Annotated in this window: 21 protein-coding genes; 16 read left to right on the top strand and 5 right to left on the bottom strand. The window is 70.7% G+C overall.

The window, feature by feature from the left end; translation table 11 throughout:
• Positions 1-73: 73 nt before the first annotated feature.
• The 5 genes from LX88_RS23990 (at position 74) to LX88_RS23970 (ending at position 3118) form a co-directional block, all read left to right on the top strand.
• On the top strand, positions 74-514 hold the full coding sequence (locus tag LX88_RS23990; protein WP_258950056.1) for a hypothetical protein: 441 nt from the start codon (positions 74-76) through the stop codon (positions 512-514).
• 67 nt (positions 515-581) lie between these two features.
• Positions 582-1289, top strand: a complete 708-nt coding sequence (locus tag LX88_RS23985) for a YqjF family protein (protein ID WP_258950055.1) — start codon at positions 582-584, stop codon at positions 1287-1289.
• Positions 1290-1380: 91 nt separating this feature from the next.
• Entirely contained in the window at positions 1381-2022 is a 642-nt protein-coding gene (locus LX88_RS23980) for a GTP cyclohydrolase II (RefSeq protein ID WP_258950054.1), read from the top strand.
• A 21-nt stretch (positions 2023-2043) separates the two neighbouring features.
• The gene (locus tag LX88_RS23975; protein WP_258950053.1) at positions 2044-2637 is read left to right on the top strand and encodes a nitroreductase family protein; all 594 of its coding nucleotides are present in this window, start codon (positions 2044-2046) and stop codon (positions 2635-2637) included.
• A gap of 4 nt (positions 2638-2641) precedes the next feature.
• The gene (locus LX88_RS23970) at positions 2642-3118 is read left to right on the top strand and encodes a MarR family winged helix-turn-helix transcriptional regulator (RefSeq protein ID WP_258950052.1); all 477 of its coding nucleotides are present in this window, start codon (positions 2642-2644) and stop codon (positions 3116-3118) included.
• Here the strand turns inward: LX88_RS23970 and LX88_RS23965 are convergent, their stop codons facing one another.
• Positions 3119-3829 carry an AfsR/SARP family transcriptional regulator gene (locus tag LX88_RS23965; protein ID WP_258950051.1) on the bottom strand — a complete coding sequence of 237 codons (711 nt, stop codon included), beginning with the start codon at positions 3827-3829 and terminating at the stop codon, positions 3119-3121. It abuts the gene before it with no gap.
• 197 nt (positions 3830-4026) lie between these two features.
• Here LX88_RS23965 and LX88_RS23960 point away from each other — a divergent pair, with 197 nt between their 5' ends.
• The 6 genes from LX88_RS23960 (at position 4027) to LX88_RS23935 (ending at position 8322) form a co-directional block, all read left to right on the top strand.
• Positions 4027-4890 carry a manganese catalase gene (locus tag LX88_RS23960; protein WP_258950050.1) on the top strand — a complete coding sequence of 288 codons (864 nt, stop codon included), beginning with the start codon at positions 4027-4029 and terminating at the stop codon, positions 4888-4890.
• 13 nt (positions 4891-4903) lie between these two features.
• A complete protein-coding gene (locus tag LX88_RS23955) occupies positions 4904-6124 on the top strand; it encodes an Nramp family divalent metal transporter (protein WP_258950049.1) in 1221 nt (406 codons plus the stop codon).
• Positions 6121-6558 carry a DUF2243 domain-containing protein gene (locus LX88_RS23950; protein WP_258950048.1) on the top strand — a complete coding sequence of 146 codons (438 nt, stop codon included), beginning with the start codon at positions 6121-6123 and terminating at the stop codon, positions 6556-6558. The genes LX88_RS23955 and LX88_RS23950 overlap by 4 nt, the downstream gene beginning before the upstream one ends.
• Before the next feature lie 99 nt (positions 6559-6657).
• A complete protein-coding gene (locus LX88_RS23945; protein WP_258950047.1) occupies positions 6658-7311 on the top strand; it encodes a hypothetical protein in 654 nt (217 codons plus the stop codon).
• Positions 7298-7714, top strand: coding sequence for a phage holin family protein (locus LX88_RS23940; protein WP_258950046.1), 417 nt, complete (start codon positions 7298-7300; stop codon positions 7712-7714). The genes LX88_RS23945 and LX88_RS23940 overlap by 14 nt, the downstream gene beginning before the upstream one ends.
• 14 nt (positions 7715-7728) lie before the next feature.
• On the top strand, positions 7729-8322 hold the full coding sequence (locus tag LX88_RS23935; RefSeq protein WP_258950045.1) for a hypothetical protein: 594 nt from the start codon (positions 7729-7731) through the stop codon (positions 8320-8322).
• Positions 8323-8468: 146 nt separating this feature from the next.
• On the opposite strand, the gene LX88_RS23930 is transcribed toward LX88_RS23935, so the two are convergent.
• Positions 8469-8711: an acyl carrier protein gene (locus tag LX88_RS23930; protein ID WP_258950044.1), complete on the bottom strand. Its 243-nt coding sequence runs from the start codon at positions 8709-8711 to the stop codon at positions 8469-8471.
• A gap of 102 nt (positions 8712-8813) precedes the next feature.
• On the opposite strand from LX88_RS23930, the gene LX88_RS23925 reads away from it, so the two are divergent.
• The 5 genes from LX88_RS23925 to LX88_RS23905 are packed head-to-tail and all read left to right on the top strand — an operon-like array spanning position 8814 to position 11645.
• Positions 8814-9224 (top strand): hypothetical protein, encoded by a 411-nt coding sequence (locus tag LX88_RS23925; RefSeq protein ID WP_258950043.1) that lies wholly within the window; start codon positions 8814-8816, stop codon positions 9222-9224.
• On the top strand, positions 9221-10390 hold the full coding sequence (locus LX88_RS23920; protein WP_258950042.1) for a zinc-dependent alcohol dehydrogenase: 1170 nt from the start codon (positions 9221-9223) through the stop codon (positions 10388-10390). The genes LX88_RS23925 and LX88_RS23920 overlap by 4 nt, the downstream gene beginning before the upstream one ends.
• 46 nt (positions 10391-10436) lie before the next feature.
• Positions 10437-10631 (top strand): hypothetical protein, encoded by a 195-nt coding sequence (locus LX88_RS23915; RefSeq protein WP_258950041.1) that lies wholly within the window; start codon positions 10437-10439, stop codon positions 10629-10631.
• 28 nt (positions 10632-10659) lie between these two features.
• On the top strand, positions 10660-11451 hold the full coding sequence (locus tag LX88_RS23910; protein ID WP_258950040.1) for an MBL fold metallo-hydrolase: 792 nt from the start codon (positions 10660-10662) through the stop codon (positions 11449-11451).
• 26 nt (positions 11452-11477) lie between these two features.
• Positions 11478-11645: a hypothetical protein gene (locus LX88_RS23905; RefSeq protein WP_258950039.1), complete on the top strand. Its 168-nt coding sequence runs from the start codon at positions 11478-11480 to the stop codon at positions 11643-11645.
• A gap of 24 nt (positions 11646-11669) precedes the next feature.
• On the opposite strand, the gene LX88_RS23900 is transcribed toward LX88_RS23905, so the two are convergent.
• The 3 genes from LX88_RS23900 to LX88_RS23890 form a co-directional block, all read right to left on the bottom strand.
• On the bottom strand, positions 11670-12236 hold the full coding sequence (locus LX88_RS23900; RefSeq protein ID WP_258950038.1) for a DUF2231 domain-containing protein: 567 nt from the start codon (positions 12234-12236) through the stop codon (positions 11670-11672).
• 61 nt (positions 12237-12297) lie between these two features.
• Positions 12298-13392 (bottom strand): amidohydrolase family protein, encoded by a 1095-nt coding sequence (locus LX88_RS23895; protein ID WP_258950037.1) that lies wholly within the window; start codon positions 13390-13392, stop codon positions 12298-12300.
• Positions 13393-13451: 59 nt separating this feature from the next.
• A complete protein-coding gene (locus LX88_RS23890) occupies positions 13452-14573 on the bottom strand; it encodes a glycosyltransferase (RefSeq protein ID WP_258950036.1) in 1122 nt (373 codons plus the stop codon).
• Position 14574: the final 1 nt, after the last annotated feature.

The following is a 14574-nucleotide window of genomic DNA, read 5'->3' as shown; positions in this document are numbered from 1 at the left end:
TTTAAGTCAAGTGACTGACTTAAAGCGCAGGTCGCCGGGTGGTCGTGAGGAACGGGCAGGCTAGTTTGCGCAGGTGAGTCAACTCGATGACGTGGCCGAGCGCGACAACTGGCGGTGCTGGGTCTGCGACGAACCGGTCGACCCCGGCATGTCGGTGAACGACGGGCGAGGGCCCAGCGTCGACAGCAGGACGGCCGACCGCAAGGCCAAGATCGCCGAACGGCTCGCGCACCGCGGGTGCAACAGCCGCAAGGGCGCGGTCAAGGTCGTCATCGCCTGGCCGGACCACCTGCACGTGGCCGAACCCGCGCCGCTGATCACCGTGGCCGGGCGGCTGGAACGCAAGGGGGGCCGTGAGATGGTGGGCCGCTGTCCGACCGAAAAGGACGCTCACGAGGTGGCGGAGTGGCTGGTGGACCGGTTCTCCCGGCTGGTGCCGGGGCTGCCGGTGACCGCCGGTGTCGAGCCGGGTGGCGGCCAGTTCCTCGTCGTCCTGTCCGCGGGACGCCGCTGACCGGAACAGTTGCTCGCTTGAGGAATCCGGCGCGGACTCTCAGCTGTGCCGCGCTTCAATCTGGCACATGACCTTCGGCTCACCGCGGCGCATCGACCGTTCGGTGTTGACGCAGTGGTGGAGCGACGTGACGTTCCTGCACTGGCGGGTTTCCCCTGCGGCGGTGGAACATCTGCTGCCCGCGGGGACGAGACCGGACGTGGTCGGCGGCGACACGTTCGTCGGGCTGGTCGCCTTCCGCCTGTGCCCGCTGGGCTGGCCCGCGCTGGCCGGCCGCTGGAGTTTCCCGGAGACCAACGTCCGGCTCTACACGGTCGACCGGCGGGGACGGCGTGGCGTCGTGTTCCTCTCCATGGACGCCTCGAACCTGCCGTTCGTGCTGGGCGCACGAGCTCTCGCGGGACTGCCGTACATGCTGTCGGACATGGTGGTGCGCCGCGACGGCGACGAGGTCACCTACACCTGCAGGCGCAGGTGGCCTCACCGTCCGGATGCGACGAGCACGTTCACCGTGCGGGCGGGGGAGCGGATCGTCCGGCCGAGCCCGCTGGAGGAGTTCCTGACGGGCAGGTGGGGCCTGCACACGTCCTTGCTCGGCCGGACCACGTACCTGCCGAGCCACCACGCTCCGTGGGAACTGAGCCGCGCCACGATCGTGTGCTGCGACGACGACCTGGTCGCTTCGGCGAAGATCCCGGTCTTCGGCGAGCCGACGAGCGTTCTGTACTCACCCGGTGTGCAAGCCAGGTTCGGCATGCCGTCCTGTGCGGCCTGAAGGTCTGTGATCAGGGCCATGCCCAGTTTTGTTGAAGTTTCAATAGTGAAATCGCAGACTGATATGAAACTTCAACGACGCGGAGGCCCGGATGACGAGCACGGAGCTGAAGGCGACGGTGCGCACGCAGGTCACGGTGCCGCTGGAGTTCCCGGACGGGTACGCCACCACCGCGGAGGTCTTCACCTTCACCGGTCTCGCCGACGGCCTCGAGCATCTCGCACTGGGACTCGGCGACTGGCGGACGGCGGTGGCCGGAGGCGACGCGCCGCTGGTGCGGCCGCACAGCGAGTGCCTCACCGGCGACGTGTTCGGGTCCCAGCGCTGTGACTGCGGCCCTCAGCTCCGCGAGGCGGTGGAACGGATCGCGGGCGAGGGCGGCCTCCTCCTGTACCTGCGGCAGGAAGGTCGCGGCATCGGGCTGTACGCCAAGCTCGACGCGTACGCCCTGCAGGACGCCGGGCTCGACACCTACGAGGCGAACCTGGCGCTCGGGCGCGGCGAGGACGAGCGCGACTACTCGGCGGCGGCGCAGATGCTGCACGCGCTGGGTGTCGACCGGATCCGGTTGCTGAGCAACAACCCCGACAAGGCGCTGCAGCTCGACGCGCTCGGCGTGCGGGTGGCCGGCCACGTCCCGACCGGCGTGCACCTGACCGCCGCGAACGCCGCCTACCTGTCGGCCAAGGTCGCCCACACCCACCACACCATCGACCTGCCGCTGGCTGGCTGACCGCCGCCGGGAAGGAATGACATGACCACGCTCGACAAGACGGCGTCGACGGTGGTGCCGCTGCACCCGTTGCTGGCGGCGCGGTGGAGCTCCCGGGCGTTCGACCCGGACCACGAGGTCACCGGCGAGCAGCTCGCCGCGTTGCTGGAAGCCGCCCGCTGGGCGCCGAGCGCGTCCAACACGCAGCCGTGGCGCTTCGCCGTGACCAGGCGCGGCACCGCCGAGCACGCGGCGGTGCTCGGCACCCTGGCCGCGGGCGACCAGGTGTGGGCGTGGGCCGCGTCGGCACTGGTCGTCGTGGCGGCGCGGACCACCGGTGCCGACGGCGCCGCGCAGCCGTGGGCGGTCTACGACGCGGGCCAGGCCGTGGCGCACCTGTCGGTGCAGGCCCAGGCCGAAGGACTGGCGGTGCACCAGATGGGCGGATTCGACCGCGACCGCCTCACCGCCGTGCTCGCGGCGGCCGGCGTGACGCCGCTGGTCGTCGTCGCCATCGGGCTGCGCGACGAGCCTGAACGGCTCACCGAACCGTTCGCACAGAGGGAGACCGCCGTACGGGTGCGCCTGCCCGTCGGCGAACTGCTGCTCCCGGTGCGGCCGCAGCAGGCAGGATGACGTGGTGACCGACGCACGACCCGCAGCCGAACCACGATGGCTCACCAGCGCCGAGATGGACGCCTGGCTGAACCTCACGCAGGTGCTGATGCTGCTGCCGACCGCGCTGGACCGGCAGCTTCGTGACGACGCGGGCCTGCCGCACGCCCACTACCGCGTCCTGACCATGCTCAGCGCCGAGCGCGACGGCAGCATGCGCATGACACAGCTCGCACGCAGGGCGGGCACGACCACGACCCGGCTCTCGCACGCGGTGACCGTGCTGGAGGAACGCGGCTGGGTCGAGCGGTCCGCCTGCCCGACCGACAAGCGCGGCCAGGTCGCACGGCTCACCGACGACGGCTGGAACTTCCTGCGCTCCGCCGCACCCGGTCACGTCGCCGAGGTCCGCCGCCTCGTCTTCGACCACCTGACCGCCGATGACGTCGCCCGCCTCCGCGAGATCACCGCCAAGCTCCTCCCGTCCCTCACCGATCAGTGACTACCGGCGCGCGCTCCTCAGTAGCGGCCGCATGAGGTCGTGGATGTACGGGGACGGTTCGAGGCCGAGTTCCGAGCGGAGCAGGGCTCGGTAGATCTGGTACTGGCGCAACGCCTGTGCGGGGTTGCCGTCGGCCAAGTGCAGTTGGACGAGTGTGCGGTGAGCGCTTTCCCGCAGCGGGTCGGTCTGAACGGCCGCCAGTGCGGCCTGGTGCGCGTGGTGGTGGTCGCCGCGTGACCGGAGCCGCTCGCTCAGCACTTCCAGTGCGCGCAGCCGTGCTTGCCGCCACCAGTCCCGCTCGGCCTGCACCCACGGCTGGTCCCAGCCCGGCAGCAGGTCGGCCTTGAGCAGAGCCACCGCGTCGGAGTCCGCGCCCGGTTCGGCGGTGAGGGCGCAGGCGCGGCGGAAGTCGATGTCGACCTCCACGTCCAGCGTCAGCGCGTCCTCGACGAACGCGACCAGCGGAGCCGGTTTGCTCAACCGCCACAACGACGAGCGCAGGCACGCGGCCGCGCGGCGCGAGGTGGCCTCCGGCCAGAGCAGTGCCGCGGCGACGGGGCGCGGCACGGGGCTCGGGTGGAGTGCCAGGAGCGCGAGGAGTCTCTGCGCACCGGGCACCACGTGGATCGGTGTCCGGCCGAAGCCCAGCCGGAAACCGTCGAGCAGCTGGAGGTGCAGCCGGGGCTCCGGCGCAGGGATGGATCCGGTCATCGTGCGGGCCCGCTCCTCTCTCGGTCAGGAGTCGCCGGGTGCCCGGTAGTTGCCGCCTCACACACCGCCACGAGATTTCGGTCCGCCCCTACCAGCGGCGGTGACGCGGCGGTGTCGCGCGGGTGGTGGCGCGGAGCCGTGCGAGTCACAGCGGCTGCCTAGCTTTCGCCGTGGAGACACACCCCACGGGAGGCGAGATGTTCCTGCACACCAGCAGGTTGCAGTTCGAGGCGAAGCCCGACCGCCCGGACGCGCACTACGCCCGCAAGCTCCAGGAGCTGATCGGCGGCGCGTACGGCGAGATGACCGTGACCATGCAGTACCTGTTCCAGGGCTGGAACTGCCGGATGGAGGGCAAGTACAAGGACCTGATCATGGACGTGGCCACCGAGGAGATCGGCCACGTCGAGATGCTCGCGACGATGGTCGCACGGCTGCTGGAAGGCGCACCGTCCGAGGTGACCGCACAGGCGGTGGCGGACGACCCGGTGATCGCAGCGGTGATCGGCGGCATGGACCCGCAGCAGGCCATCGTGAGCGGTGGCGGGCCCACGCTGTCGGACAGCAACGGCGTGCCGTGGAACGGCCGGTTCATCGTCGCGAGCGGCAACCTCATGGCCGACTTCCGCGCCAACGTCGCGGCGGAGGCGCAGGGCAGGCTGCAGACGGCCCGCCTCTACAACATGACCGACGACAACGGTGTCCGCGACATGCTGAGGTTCAACCTCGCCCGCGACACCGCCCACCAGAACATGTGGCTCGCCGCGATCGAGGAGCTGCAGGAGGACGGGCTCGAAGGCCCCATCGCGCCGAGCGTGTTGTTCGATGAGGAGCACGCCGAGCACGCCGGGACGATCTGGCACAACTCCGACGGGGCGCTGGGCGCCGAGGGCGGCTGGGCGTCCGGGACCGCGCCGGACGGCGTGCACGAGTTCTCCTACGTGATGGACCCGGAGCCGCTGGGCGGTCACGCTTCCGCGCCGAAGCCCGACCCGCTGCTCTACGCCACCAGCCCGGCGAACCTCGGGCTGATCGAGAAGGCCATCCGCAAGCTCACCTGAGGAGGACCTCGCGATGGTCGGCATCACGGTGCCAGCTCGCGTCCGATCGGCCGCCGTCGTCATGGGACCCGCCTTCGTCGTCGCGGTCGCCTACGTCGACCCCGGCAACTTCGCGACGAACATGGCGGGCGGCGCGACGCACGGATACCTGTTGTTGTGGGTGATCGTCAGCGCGAGCCTGCTGGCGATGTTCGTCCAGTACCAGTCGGCGAAGCTCGGCATCGTGACCGGCCGCAACCTGCCGGAGCTCTGCCGCGAGCACTACCCGCGGCCCGTGACGAAGCTGTTGTGGGTGCAGGCGGAGCTCGTGGCGATGGCCACGGACCTCGCGGAGTTCGTCGGAGCGGCGGTGGCGCTGAACCTGTTGTTCGGCGTGCCGCTGCTGCCGGCGGCACTGATCACCGCGGTGGTGTCGTTCGGCATCCTCGCCCTGGCGCCGCTGCGCAGGCGGCGGTTCGAGTCGGTGATCATCGGCATGCTCGCGATCGTGCTCGGCGGCTTCCTCTACCAGACGCTGCAGCTCGGACCGCTGACCGGCGCCGCAGCCGGTCTGGTGCCGGGGTTCGCCGGAGTGGACAGCGTGCTGCTCGCGACCGGCATGCTCGGCGCCACGGTCATGCCGCACGTGATCTACCTGCACTCGGCGCTCACCCAGCGCCACCACAGCACCACACCGGGCGGCCGGCGCGGCGCGTTGCGCGCCAGCCGCACCGACATCGTGGTGGCGCTGGGCATCGCCGGGATGGTCAACGTGAGCATGCTCGTCGTGGCGGCCGGCGCCTTCCACGAGGCCGGTGCGCCGCGCGAGTCGCTGGAGGACATGCACTCCGGGCTCGGGCAGCTGCTCGGACCGGGGGCGGCACTGGCGTTCGCGCTGGCACTGCTGGCTTCCGGGCTCGCCGCGTCCAGCGTCGGCACCTACTCGGGCCAGGTGGTCATGGAGGGGTTCCTGCGCAGGCGGATCCCGCTGTGGCTGCGCCGGGCGGTGACCATGGCACCGGCACTGGTCGTGCTGTCGCTCGGGGTCGACCCGACGAAGGCGCTGGTGCTGAGCCAGGTCGTGCTGTCCTTCGGCATCCCGTTCGCGTTGGTCCCCCTGGTCCTGCTGGCCCGGCGCGCCGACGTGATGGGCGCGGCGGCCAACAGGAGAGGTGTCACGGTGGCGGGTGCGGTGGCGGCCCTGGTGATCTCAGCGCTGAACCTCTTCCTGCTCGTGCGGACGGTGACCGGATGATGCGGGTGGATCGCGCGGCACTGGTGCTGGGACTGGGCATCGGGGGCTTCGTCGACGGCATCGTGATCCACCAGCTGCTCGGCTGGCACCACATGCTGTCCGGGTGGTACCCGGTGGACGACGTCCATCTGATGATGCTCGGCGACGGGCTGTTCCACCTGTTCTGCCTGCTGCTGGTGCTGGCCGGCATCGCCATGCTCAACCGGCGGCCGCCGTTGCCGAACGCCGTGCTGCTGGGCGGGATCCTCGCCGGATGGGGTGTGTTCAACCTCGTCGAGGGCGTCATCGACCACCAGGTCCTCGGTGTGCACCACGTGCGGCACGGACCTGACCAGCTGGTCTACGACATCGCCTTCCTCGTGTCCGGGGCGGTGCTCGTCGCGATCGGCTTCTACACCGGCCGGGCCGCTTCGGTGGAAGCACGGAAGTCGTGAGCGTGGAAAGAAGGACAGTTTCGCCGCCGGTCTCGTTTGCGGGCCGATTCGGAGGGTAGCTCGTAGGCCAGGACACGACGATGAGCTGAGGAGTCAGCCGTGACCGAGAACCAGATGGGCGGAGTGCGCACGGCGGCCCGGGACGAGGGCATCGAGGTCGCACAGCACGCCAAAGAGGCAGTCGGACAGGTGGGAAGCACCGTCCGGGAGCAGGCCTCGCAAGTGACCCAGGAGACCGCGGCCCAGGCCCGCCACGTCGTGAGGGACGTGCGGGAACGTGTTGCGGCAGAAGCGGAGGACCAGGCGCAGCGGGTGTCGAAGCAGCTCGGTCGCATCGCCGACGAGCTGGGCCAGATGGCCGGCAACGCGCCGTCCGACTCGATGTCGGCCGGAGCGATTCAGAGCGCCGCCGACACGAGCAGGCAGGCCGCGAGGTTCCTCGACGAACGAGGTGCCCAGGGGCTGCTCGACTCGGCACGGGACTACGCCCGGCGCAAGCCCGGCACGTTCCTGCTGGGTGCCGCCGTGGCGGGCTTCCTGGTCGGACGCGTCGCGAAGAGCGCGACCGGCGGTGGTGGCGAACAGCAGGGACAGCACGCACAGCAGGGCGGAGTCGTGCCGGTGACGTCGGAACGGACCGACGTGCCGGTCGTCCCGGAAAGGGCAGGCGCGCCAACGGACTTCGGCGCGCCGCTGACGCCGGGCGCGGCACCCGCCGTGCCTCCGGCGGGGGTGACCCATGTCGAGCCCTGACATGCCGTCGTCGCGAGTGGACGGTACCGGGGAGTCGCTGGGAGATCTCGTCAGCGAGCTCACCGGTGACCTGTCGAAGCTGATGAGGCAGGAGCTCGAGCTCGCCAAGGCCGAGCTGCGGCAGGAGGCCGTCAAGGCGGGCAAGGCGACCGGAATGCTCGCGGGCGCGGGCTTCGCCGGCTACATGACCACCGTGCTGATCAGCCTCGCGCTGGTGTTCGCACTCGGTGCGGTCATGCCGCTCGGCTGGGCCGCGCTGATCGTCGGGGCGGTCTGGGGCGTCATCGGCCTCGTGCTGTACACCACCGGCCGCACCCGGCTGCGGGCCGTCAACCCGAAACCCGAACGCACCGTCGAAACGCTGAAGGAGGACGCGGAATGGGCGAAACACCCGACCAAATAAGGCGTGACATCGAGATGACCCGCGCGGAGTTGCGGTACGACGCCAACCGGCTCGTCGATCACGCGAGTCCGCGGAGCATCGCCCAGCGACGTGTCCGCGGTGTGCGGCAGGGGCTGGTCTCGATGAAGGAGAAAGTGATGGGCACCGCCGCGGATGCCGCGTCGACCGTGCGAGAACAGGGACAGGACACGGGTAACGCCGTCTCCGAACGGGCGGACCAGGCCGTGCGCGCGGTGCAGGACGCGCCGCGACAGGTCGCGCGGCAGACGCAGGGAAGCCCGCTCGCCGCGGGGCTCATCGCGTTCGGCAGCGGCCTGCTGCTCGCGGCCGTGCTGCCCCGGACCGATGCCGAAAGGCAGGCGGTGCAACAGCTCTCCGACACCTTCGGTGACGCGGTCGAACCGGCCAAGGAAGCTCTGGCGGAGTCGGCGCAGCACCTCAAGGAAGACGTGAAGAGCTCGGTGGGCGACGCGGCGGGCGAGGTGAAGCAGGTCGCTTCGAACGCCGCGCAGACCACCGCGGGAGAAGCGAAGGAAGCGGCTCAGGACGTGGGAGGCCACGCCCGCGAGTCAGGGCAGCGGGTGTCCGGCGAGGCGTCCGGCCACTGATCCGGCGACCGGGGTGAGCCGTTCAGGGGAGCGGCTCACCCCGGGCCCGTCCGGTGAACGACGCCGAACGACCACGACGCTGAACGACAGAGCCGCCGAACCCGTTGCCCGGCAACGGATGCGGCGGCTCGACCTCGGTGGCCCGGTCAGCTGACCGCGGGGCCCGACTCGCCCGATCCCGACAGTTCCTTGATGAACTGGTGGCACTTCTGGGCGCGTGCCGAGTCCTCCTCCATCACGCTGCGGAAGAAGTCGGCGATGTCCTGACGGCCCGCGTTGTCCGCGTCACGGACGTACTGGCCGTAGTCGTGGCCCGCCTTGAGAGCGTGGTATTGCACGGAGATCAGGTCGTAGGTGACGTCGTCGAAGCCGGTCTCACCGGTTGCCATCGGTACCTCCAGTGGTTGTCGGTAGGGAGGTGGTACCCGAGCGAATCGCGTTGAACCACCATGAACATTTCCGGCATTCGTCTTCGAGAAGAGGCCGAGAACATGAACACAGCAGGAAAAGCGCTTCTGGCCACGGGCGTCGCGACAGCGGTCGCCGTGGCCAGGCGACGGCGCCGTGCGTCACACGACGACACCTCCGAGCGCTGGCTGGCCGTGACCGTGAACCGCGCACCGGAGGAGGTCCAGTCCTCGATGCCGGACGACCTCGCGCGGTGGCACGACCAGGTCGAGATCAGCGTCCGCCCGGCGACGGGGGACAAGGGCACCGAGATCAGGGTGAAGTCCACCGGGGAAGTGCCGGCCCACGAGCTCAGGCTCGCGTTGCGCCGGGCGAAGTCGGTGCTGGAGGCCGGTGAGGTGGTCCGGCCGGACACGGCTCCCACGCATCCGGGGCCGATGGGCAAGGCGCTGCAACTGGTGACGAACCGGGCCGGCGGCGGTGGTCGGCTGTGAAAGCGCTGTGCTGGGAGGGGATCAACGACGTCCGGGTGCAGGACGTGCCCGATCCCCAGCTCTTGAACGACCAGGACATGATCCTCAAGGTGCGGCTGAGCACGGTGTGCGGCTCGGACCTGCACCTGCTGACCGGCCACATCCCGTTCATGCAGGCCGGTGACGTGATCGGCCACGAGTTCATGGGCGAGGTCGTCGAGGTCGGGTCCGGTGTCACCAAGCACCGGCCGGGCGATCGCGTGGTGGTGTGCTCGTTCATCGTCTGCGGCCGCTGCTGGTACTGCCGCAACGAGCTGTACTCGTTGTGCGACAACACGAACACCAACCCGGCGATCACGCAGCACCTGTGGGGAGCCGATCCCGGCGGCATCTTCGGCTACTCGCACGCCATGGGCGGCTTCCGCGGCAGCCACGCGGAGTACGTGCGCGTGCCGTTCGCCGACCACACCGCGATCCCGATTCCCGAGGCCGTGGACGACATGAGCGCCCTGTTCGCCTCGGACTCGGCACCCACCGGCTGGATGGGCGCGGACCTCGGTGGCGTGAAACAGGGTGACGTCGTGGCCGTGTGGGGTTCCGGCGCGGTGGGGCAGATGGCCGCCCGCGCGGCCCAGTTGCTCGGTGCCGAACGGGTGCTGGTCATCGACCGCTTCGACTACCGGCTGCGGCAGGCGGAACTGGCGTTCGGCGTGGAGACGATCAACTACGCCGAGACGTCGGTCGGCGACGCGCTGCTGGAGGCGACGGGTGGCCGTGGCCCGGACGTCTGCATCGAGGCGGTCGGCTGTGAGGCGCACTCCACCGGCCCGCAGTACGTGTACGACCAGGTGAAGAGCAAGCTGAAGCTGGAGATGGACCGCCCGATCGCGGTGCGCGAGGCGATCTACAACTGCCGCAAGGGCGGGTCGGTGTTCGTCCTGGGCGTCTTCACCGGTGTCGTGGACAAGTTCCCGCTGGGCGCCTTGATGAACAAGGGCCTGACCGTCCGCGGTGCGCAGCAGCACGGGCAGCGCTACATCCCGATGCTGCTGGACCGCATCGCGTCCGGCGAGCTCACGACCAGTCACCTGGCGACCCACGTCATGCCGCTGAGCGAGGGCGCGCGGGGCTACGAGCTGTTCAAGAAGAAGGAGGACGACTGCCTCCGTTCGGTGTTCCGCCTCTGATCCCAGGCGGACGTTCACCCGGGCGTTGCCGGGGTAGCCGACCGGCATGGACACCGAACGGCAGAACCCGCAGCAGGACTACGACGAAGCGAGCCGCACCTCACTGGAGGAGGCGGGGACGGACGAGGCCGACACGGTCCCAGGGCGGAGCGGGTCCGGCTCCGCCCATCCCGAACCGAATCCGACGGGCAACGTCGGCATCTCGGACTACTCGGTCGCCGACGACCCGGACCAGGGATGACCACCGCGTCCTCCCGGAGGGGTGCGGCATGACGGGCTCGCTGCACTTCGTCGGCAACGCCACCACGGTGCTCCGGCTCGGGCCGTTCACGCTGCTGACCGATCCCAATTTCCTCCACAAAGGACAGTGGACGCACATCGGTCAGGGCGTGGTGTCGCGCCGGCTCACCGACCCGGCGATCGAGATCGCCGATCTGCCGGAGCTGGACGCCGTGGTGCTCTCCCACCTGCACGGCGACCACTTCGACCGGGTGGCGAGCAGGGAGCTCGCGCGCGACCTGCCCGTGCTCACCACCCCGCACGCGGCGAAACGCCTGTCCCGCCGCGGTTTCCGCGAGGCGGCGCCGTTGCGCACCTGGGAGACCACCACGCTGTCGCGCGGCTCGGCGAAGCTGACGCTCACCTCGCTGCCGGGCAGGCACGCGCTGGGACCGCTGGGACGCCTGCTGCCTCCCGTGATGGGCACCATGCTCGAGTACCGGAAGGCGGCGGGCGTCCTGCCGTTCCGGATCTACCTGAGCGGCGACACCCTGGTGCACCCGGCGCTGCGCCAGATCCGCGAGCGGTTCGACGGCATCGACCTCGCCGTCGTGCACCTCGGCGGCACCAAGGTGCTCGGCGTGCTGCTGACCATGGACGGCAGGCAGGGCGCCGACCTCGTCGAACTGCTCGCCCCGCGCACCACCGTGCCTGTGCACTACGAGGAGTACGGGGTCATGAAATCACCGCTGTCCGACTTCACCACCGAGATCTCGCGGCGCCGGGCGGGGCTCGAGGTCCAGGTGGTGGCGCGCGGGGACACCTTCGCGCTGCCGATGTGAGGGATCACCGATGAGAGGAGTGCGTTGTGACCGGACCAGAACATGACGACGTCGAACGCGGCGCCGCGGAGGAGAACAGCGGTGCGCCGTTGACGCCCACCGAGGAGGAGGCGTCGAAGCGGGCGCCGAGCGATCCCAGCGGCCCGGGCGCCGGTCTGGACGGCGGCGGCCGCTACGGCGACGACGACGGCTGACCAGCGCCCAGGCGGGAGGACGGCTCAGCGGACGTGGCGTGGAGCTCGCCGCGTCTCGAACGGGTACACGTTGCCGTCCTCCGCCGGGCGCTGCCAGCGGAACACGCCGGCACCCTGGGCGTAGGCGAGGTGCCCGCCGAGCGCGCCACCGATCCCCAGCACCGACATGCCCAGCAGGCTCAGCAGCTTCCCCTTGGCGTGGGCGTCCTGCCGTCGCGCGGCGTAGGACGCGGCGAAGCAGGCCAGCGCGGCGGTGTTGGCGATCGCGTGCACCACGCCGACCCGCTGCTGCCGCCGGTTCAGCCGGTCGTAGTCCGCAAGCCCCAGCAGGACGGCCGGTGGTGCCGCCGCCAGTCCGATGCCGGTGAGACGACGCGCCGCCTCCTCGTTGCCCGCCCGGAAGTCCAGCACCGACGCGCACGCCCAGGCCCCGATGGGCACGGTGATCACCAGGGGATGCAGCGGATGGCCGAGCCAGGACCCGCGCAACACCTGACGGAGACCCGGTGGCCGCAGCAGCCGCCGGGCGGCCGCCGCGACCGAAGCCGCCGGCCGGTCAGCGGCCCGCAGGTCCTCCACCTTCCGCAACACCTCATGAACGTTCATGGCTGCGGATACCCCGCCGCGCACCGCCCATCCCGGTGAACGACCATCAGGTCGCAGGCAGCGGCGGGCCGGGGGTGCGGGCGATCAGCGCGGCAGTGGCGATCAGGTCCCAGCCGGCGGCGTACTCGTTGCCGGTGTCGAGCTGTGGGGCGTGTTTCTCGTAGCGGTCGAGCAGCTCGCGCACGGAGTCGAAGACGGCGTGGTGCGGGTGATCCGGCCGGACTCGGCAGCACAGCCTGGCGAGGTCGAGCATCTGGCCCGGTGTCTCGCCGCGTTTGGTGGCCTCGACGCCGGCGGCGAGGTAGACGTAGAGGCGTTCCAGCAACGGGTCGAGCGCCGGCACGCGGCCCGGAGCCGGGCCCAGGTCCGCCGGTTCGGCGCGGGCGACGAGCCTGCCCGCCTGCCCGCCCATCACGCTCGCGATCTGGGCGGAGTTCAGGCCCAGGAACTGCGCGCAACGGGCGGTGGCGTGCGCTCCCCAGGTCGGCGTGGAGTACGGCACGTCGCTGCCGAACAGGACCTGGCCTGGAGGCATCGTCCCGAGCAGCGTGAGGAGGTCGGTCGGACTCCACCAGGAGGTGTCGAAGAACAGGTTGTGCACGGGACGCCCGGACAGCCACGAGAGGTCGGTGAGACCGGCGTGCGCGAGGATGATCCGCGCGCCGGGGAACCGGATGAGGACGTTGAGCAGCGTGTCGCCGAACGCGTCCACCCCCGCGCCCGCGTGCACCACGACCGGCAGGTGGAGCTCGTCCGCCAGTCCGAACACGCCGGTGAGCCGGTCGTCGCCGAGCGCGAACCCGTCGCTGGCCGGGTGCAGCTTGATCCCCGCCGCGCCCGCCTCGACGCACCGGCGGGTCTCGGCGGCGGCGTCGTCGTCCGGCCTGACCCGGCAGAACGCGACCAGCCGCCCGGAACAGGCGTCCAGCACGGCGTCGTTCGCGGCTCGATAGCCGTCCGGTTCCGTCATCGGGAACACAGCGGCTCCCGCGTCCACCGCGGACAGTGCCGCGGTCAGCTGGTCGAACGTGGCCGAGAAGCCGCTCGGGTCGTGTGCTCCCACATGGGTGTGGACGTCGAACAGTTCGTCCTCGACGCGAAGCGCGTCCCACCACGGGCGTACCAGGTCATCCGCATACATGTCACCGCTTACCCGTTTCGCGAGCGGAGAACCGGCGTACGCCCGATGGTGGTTGCGCGTCACGCGTGAACGAGCTGCGCGCGCTGGTAGACGCGAACCGTGTCGGTGACGACGCGGTCCCACCCGTACCTCGCTCGGATGCGATCGGCGCCCGCGGTGCCGAAGGCCTCCCGTTTGGCCGGTTCCGCGACCAGCTCGCGCAGGCTGACCGCGAGAGCGGGCACGTCGCCCGGCGGCACGAGCCGCCCGGTGACCCCGTCGACGACCGCGTCGGCCAATGCTCCCACCGCCGACGCGACGACAGCCAGGCCGTGCCCCATCGCCTCCAGCGCGAAGACCCCGGACGGGTCCTGCCGCGGTGTGGTCACCACGAGGTCGGCCGAGCGCAGCAGCCCGGTCACGTCGGACGGCGTGGCGGTCGCGACCACCGACACCCGGTCCCCGACGCCGTTCCGCACCGCGAACTCCCGCAGGCGCCTCGCCTCCTGGCTGGTCTTGCGGTCGAGCGTCTCGACCGGTGCGGCGATGACGAGCCTTGCGTCGCGCACGTCGGCCATCGCGGCGACGACGGTGTCGAACCCGTGGCCGGGCTGCAGTTCGCCGATGCCGAGCACACTCACCCGGCCGGAACGGCGCTCGGGCACAGCGGCCGTCTCCTGGTCGTCGACGTCCACGCCGGCGGGCACCACCGTGATCCGGGAACGGGGCGTGCCCATCCGACAGAGGTCGGTCACCTGGTCGTTGCTGGTCGCCACGACGTGCGCGGCGTGCCGGGAGACCAGCCGCTCGACCCGCTCCCGCTCGGGGTCCGGCTCGTCGTGGGTGTGCACCACGGGGATCTTGTACTCACGTGCGGCCAGCAAGGCGGCGAGGCCCGCCATCGTGCCGTGCGTGTGGACGATGTCGGGGGGTCTGGCTTCCCACTCGCTGTTCAGGAACCGGGCCAGCTCGTTGGTGTACGACCACGCGGCGTCCTCGGACATCGCACGAGCCGGTCCGAGAGTCACGCGCACCAGCTCGTAGCCGTCCGGGGTGAGTTCCCGCTCTGCGAGGTGCGTCGCGTTCCTGCGGGTGTAGACGACGGCGTCGTGCCCACTGCGGACCAACGCGCGTGCGAGCCCGGTGACCACGGTTCCGCGGGAGGTCCTGCCGATGTGACTGGTCACCAGTGCGATCCGCATG

Origin of the sequence: Lentzea californiensis (assembly GCF_024648825.1) — a bacterium.
Taxonomy (GTDB): domain Bacteria; phylum Actinomycetota; class Actinomycetes; order Mycobacteriales; family Pseudonocardiaceae; genus Lentzea; species Lentzea californiensis.
The sequence above is the reverse complement of the archived record's forward strand: the minus strand, read 5'-3'. Positions and strand labels throughout refer to the sequence as shown.

What these genes read in the sequence shown, in the direction of transcription:
- LX88_RS23985 (WP_258950055.1), top strand. Translation starts at nt 582, where the DNA reads ATGACCTTCGGCTCACCGCGGCGCATCGACCGTTCGGTGTTGACGCAG.
- LX88_RS23980 (WP_258950054.1), top strand. Translation starts at nt 1,381, where the DNA reads ATGACGAGCACGGAGCTGAAGGCGACGGTGCGCACGCAGGTCACGGTG.
- LX88_RS23975 (WP_258950053.1), top strand. Translation starts at nt 2,044, where the DNA reads ATGACCACGCTCGACAAGACGGCGTCGACGGTGGTGCCGCTGCACCCG.
- LX88_RS23965 (WP_258950051.1), bottom strand. Translation starts at nt 3,829, where the DNA reads ATGACCGGATCCATCCCTGCGCCGGAGCCCCGGCTGCACCTCCAGCTG.
- LX88_RS23960 (WP_258950050.1), top strand. Translation starts at nt 4,027, where the DNA reads ATGTTCCTGCACACCAGCAGGTTGCAGTTCGAGGCGAAGCCCGACCGC.
- LX88_RS23955 (WP_258950049.1), top strand. Translation starts at nt 4,904, where the DNA reads ATGGTCGGCATCACGGTGCCAGCTCGCGTCCGATCGGCCGCCGTCGTC.
- LX88_RS23950 (WP_258950048.1), top strand. Translation starts at nt 6,121, where the DNA reads ATGATGCGGGTGGATCGCGCGGCACTGGTGCTGGGACTGGGCATCGGG.
- LX88_RS23940 (WP_258950046.1), top strand. Translation starts at nt 7,298, where the DNA reads ATGTCGAGCCCTGACATGCCGTCGTCGCGAGTGGACGGTACCGGGGAG.
- LX88_RS23935 (WP_258950045.1), top strand. Translation starts at nt 7,729, where the DNA reads ATGACCCGCGCGGAGTTGCGGTACGACGCCAACCGGCTCGTCGATCAC.
- LX88_RS23930 (WP_258950044.1), bottom strand. Translation starts at nt 8,711, where the DNA reads ATGGCAACCGGTGAGACCGGCTTCGACGACGTCACCTACGACCTGATC.
- LX88_RS23925 (WP_258950043.1), top strand. Translation starts at nt 8,814, where the DNA reads ATGAACACAGCAGGAAAAGCGCTTCTGGCCACGGGCGTCGCGACAGCG.
- LX88_RS23915 (WP_258950041.1), top strand. Translation starts at nt 10,437, where the DNA reads ATGGACACCGAACGGCAGAACCCGCAGCAGGACTACGACGAAGCGAGC.
- LX88_RS23910 (WP_258950040.1), top strand. Translation starts at nt 10,660, where the DNA reads ATGACGGGCTCGCTGCACTTCGTCGGCAACGCCACCACGGTGCTCCGG.
- LX88_RS23895 (WP_258950037.1), bottom strand. Translation starts at nt 13,392, where the DNA reads ATGTATGCGGATGACCTGGTACGCCCGTGGTGGGACGCGCTTCGCGTC.
- LX88_RS23890 (WP_258950036.1), bottom strand. Translation starts at nt 14,573, where the DNA reads ATGCGGATCGCACTGGTGACCAGTCACATCGGCAGGACCTCCCGCGGA.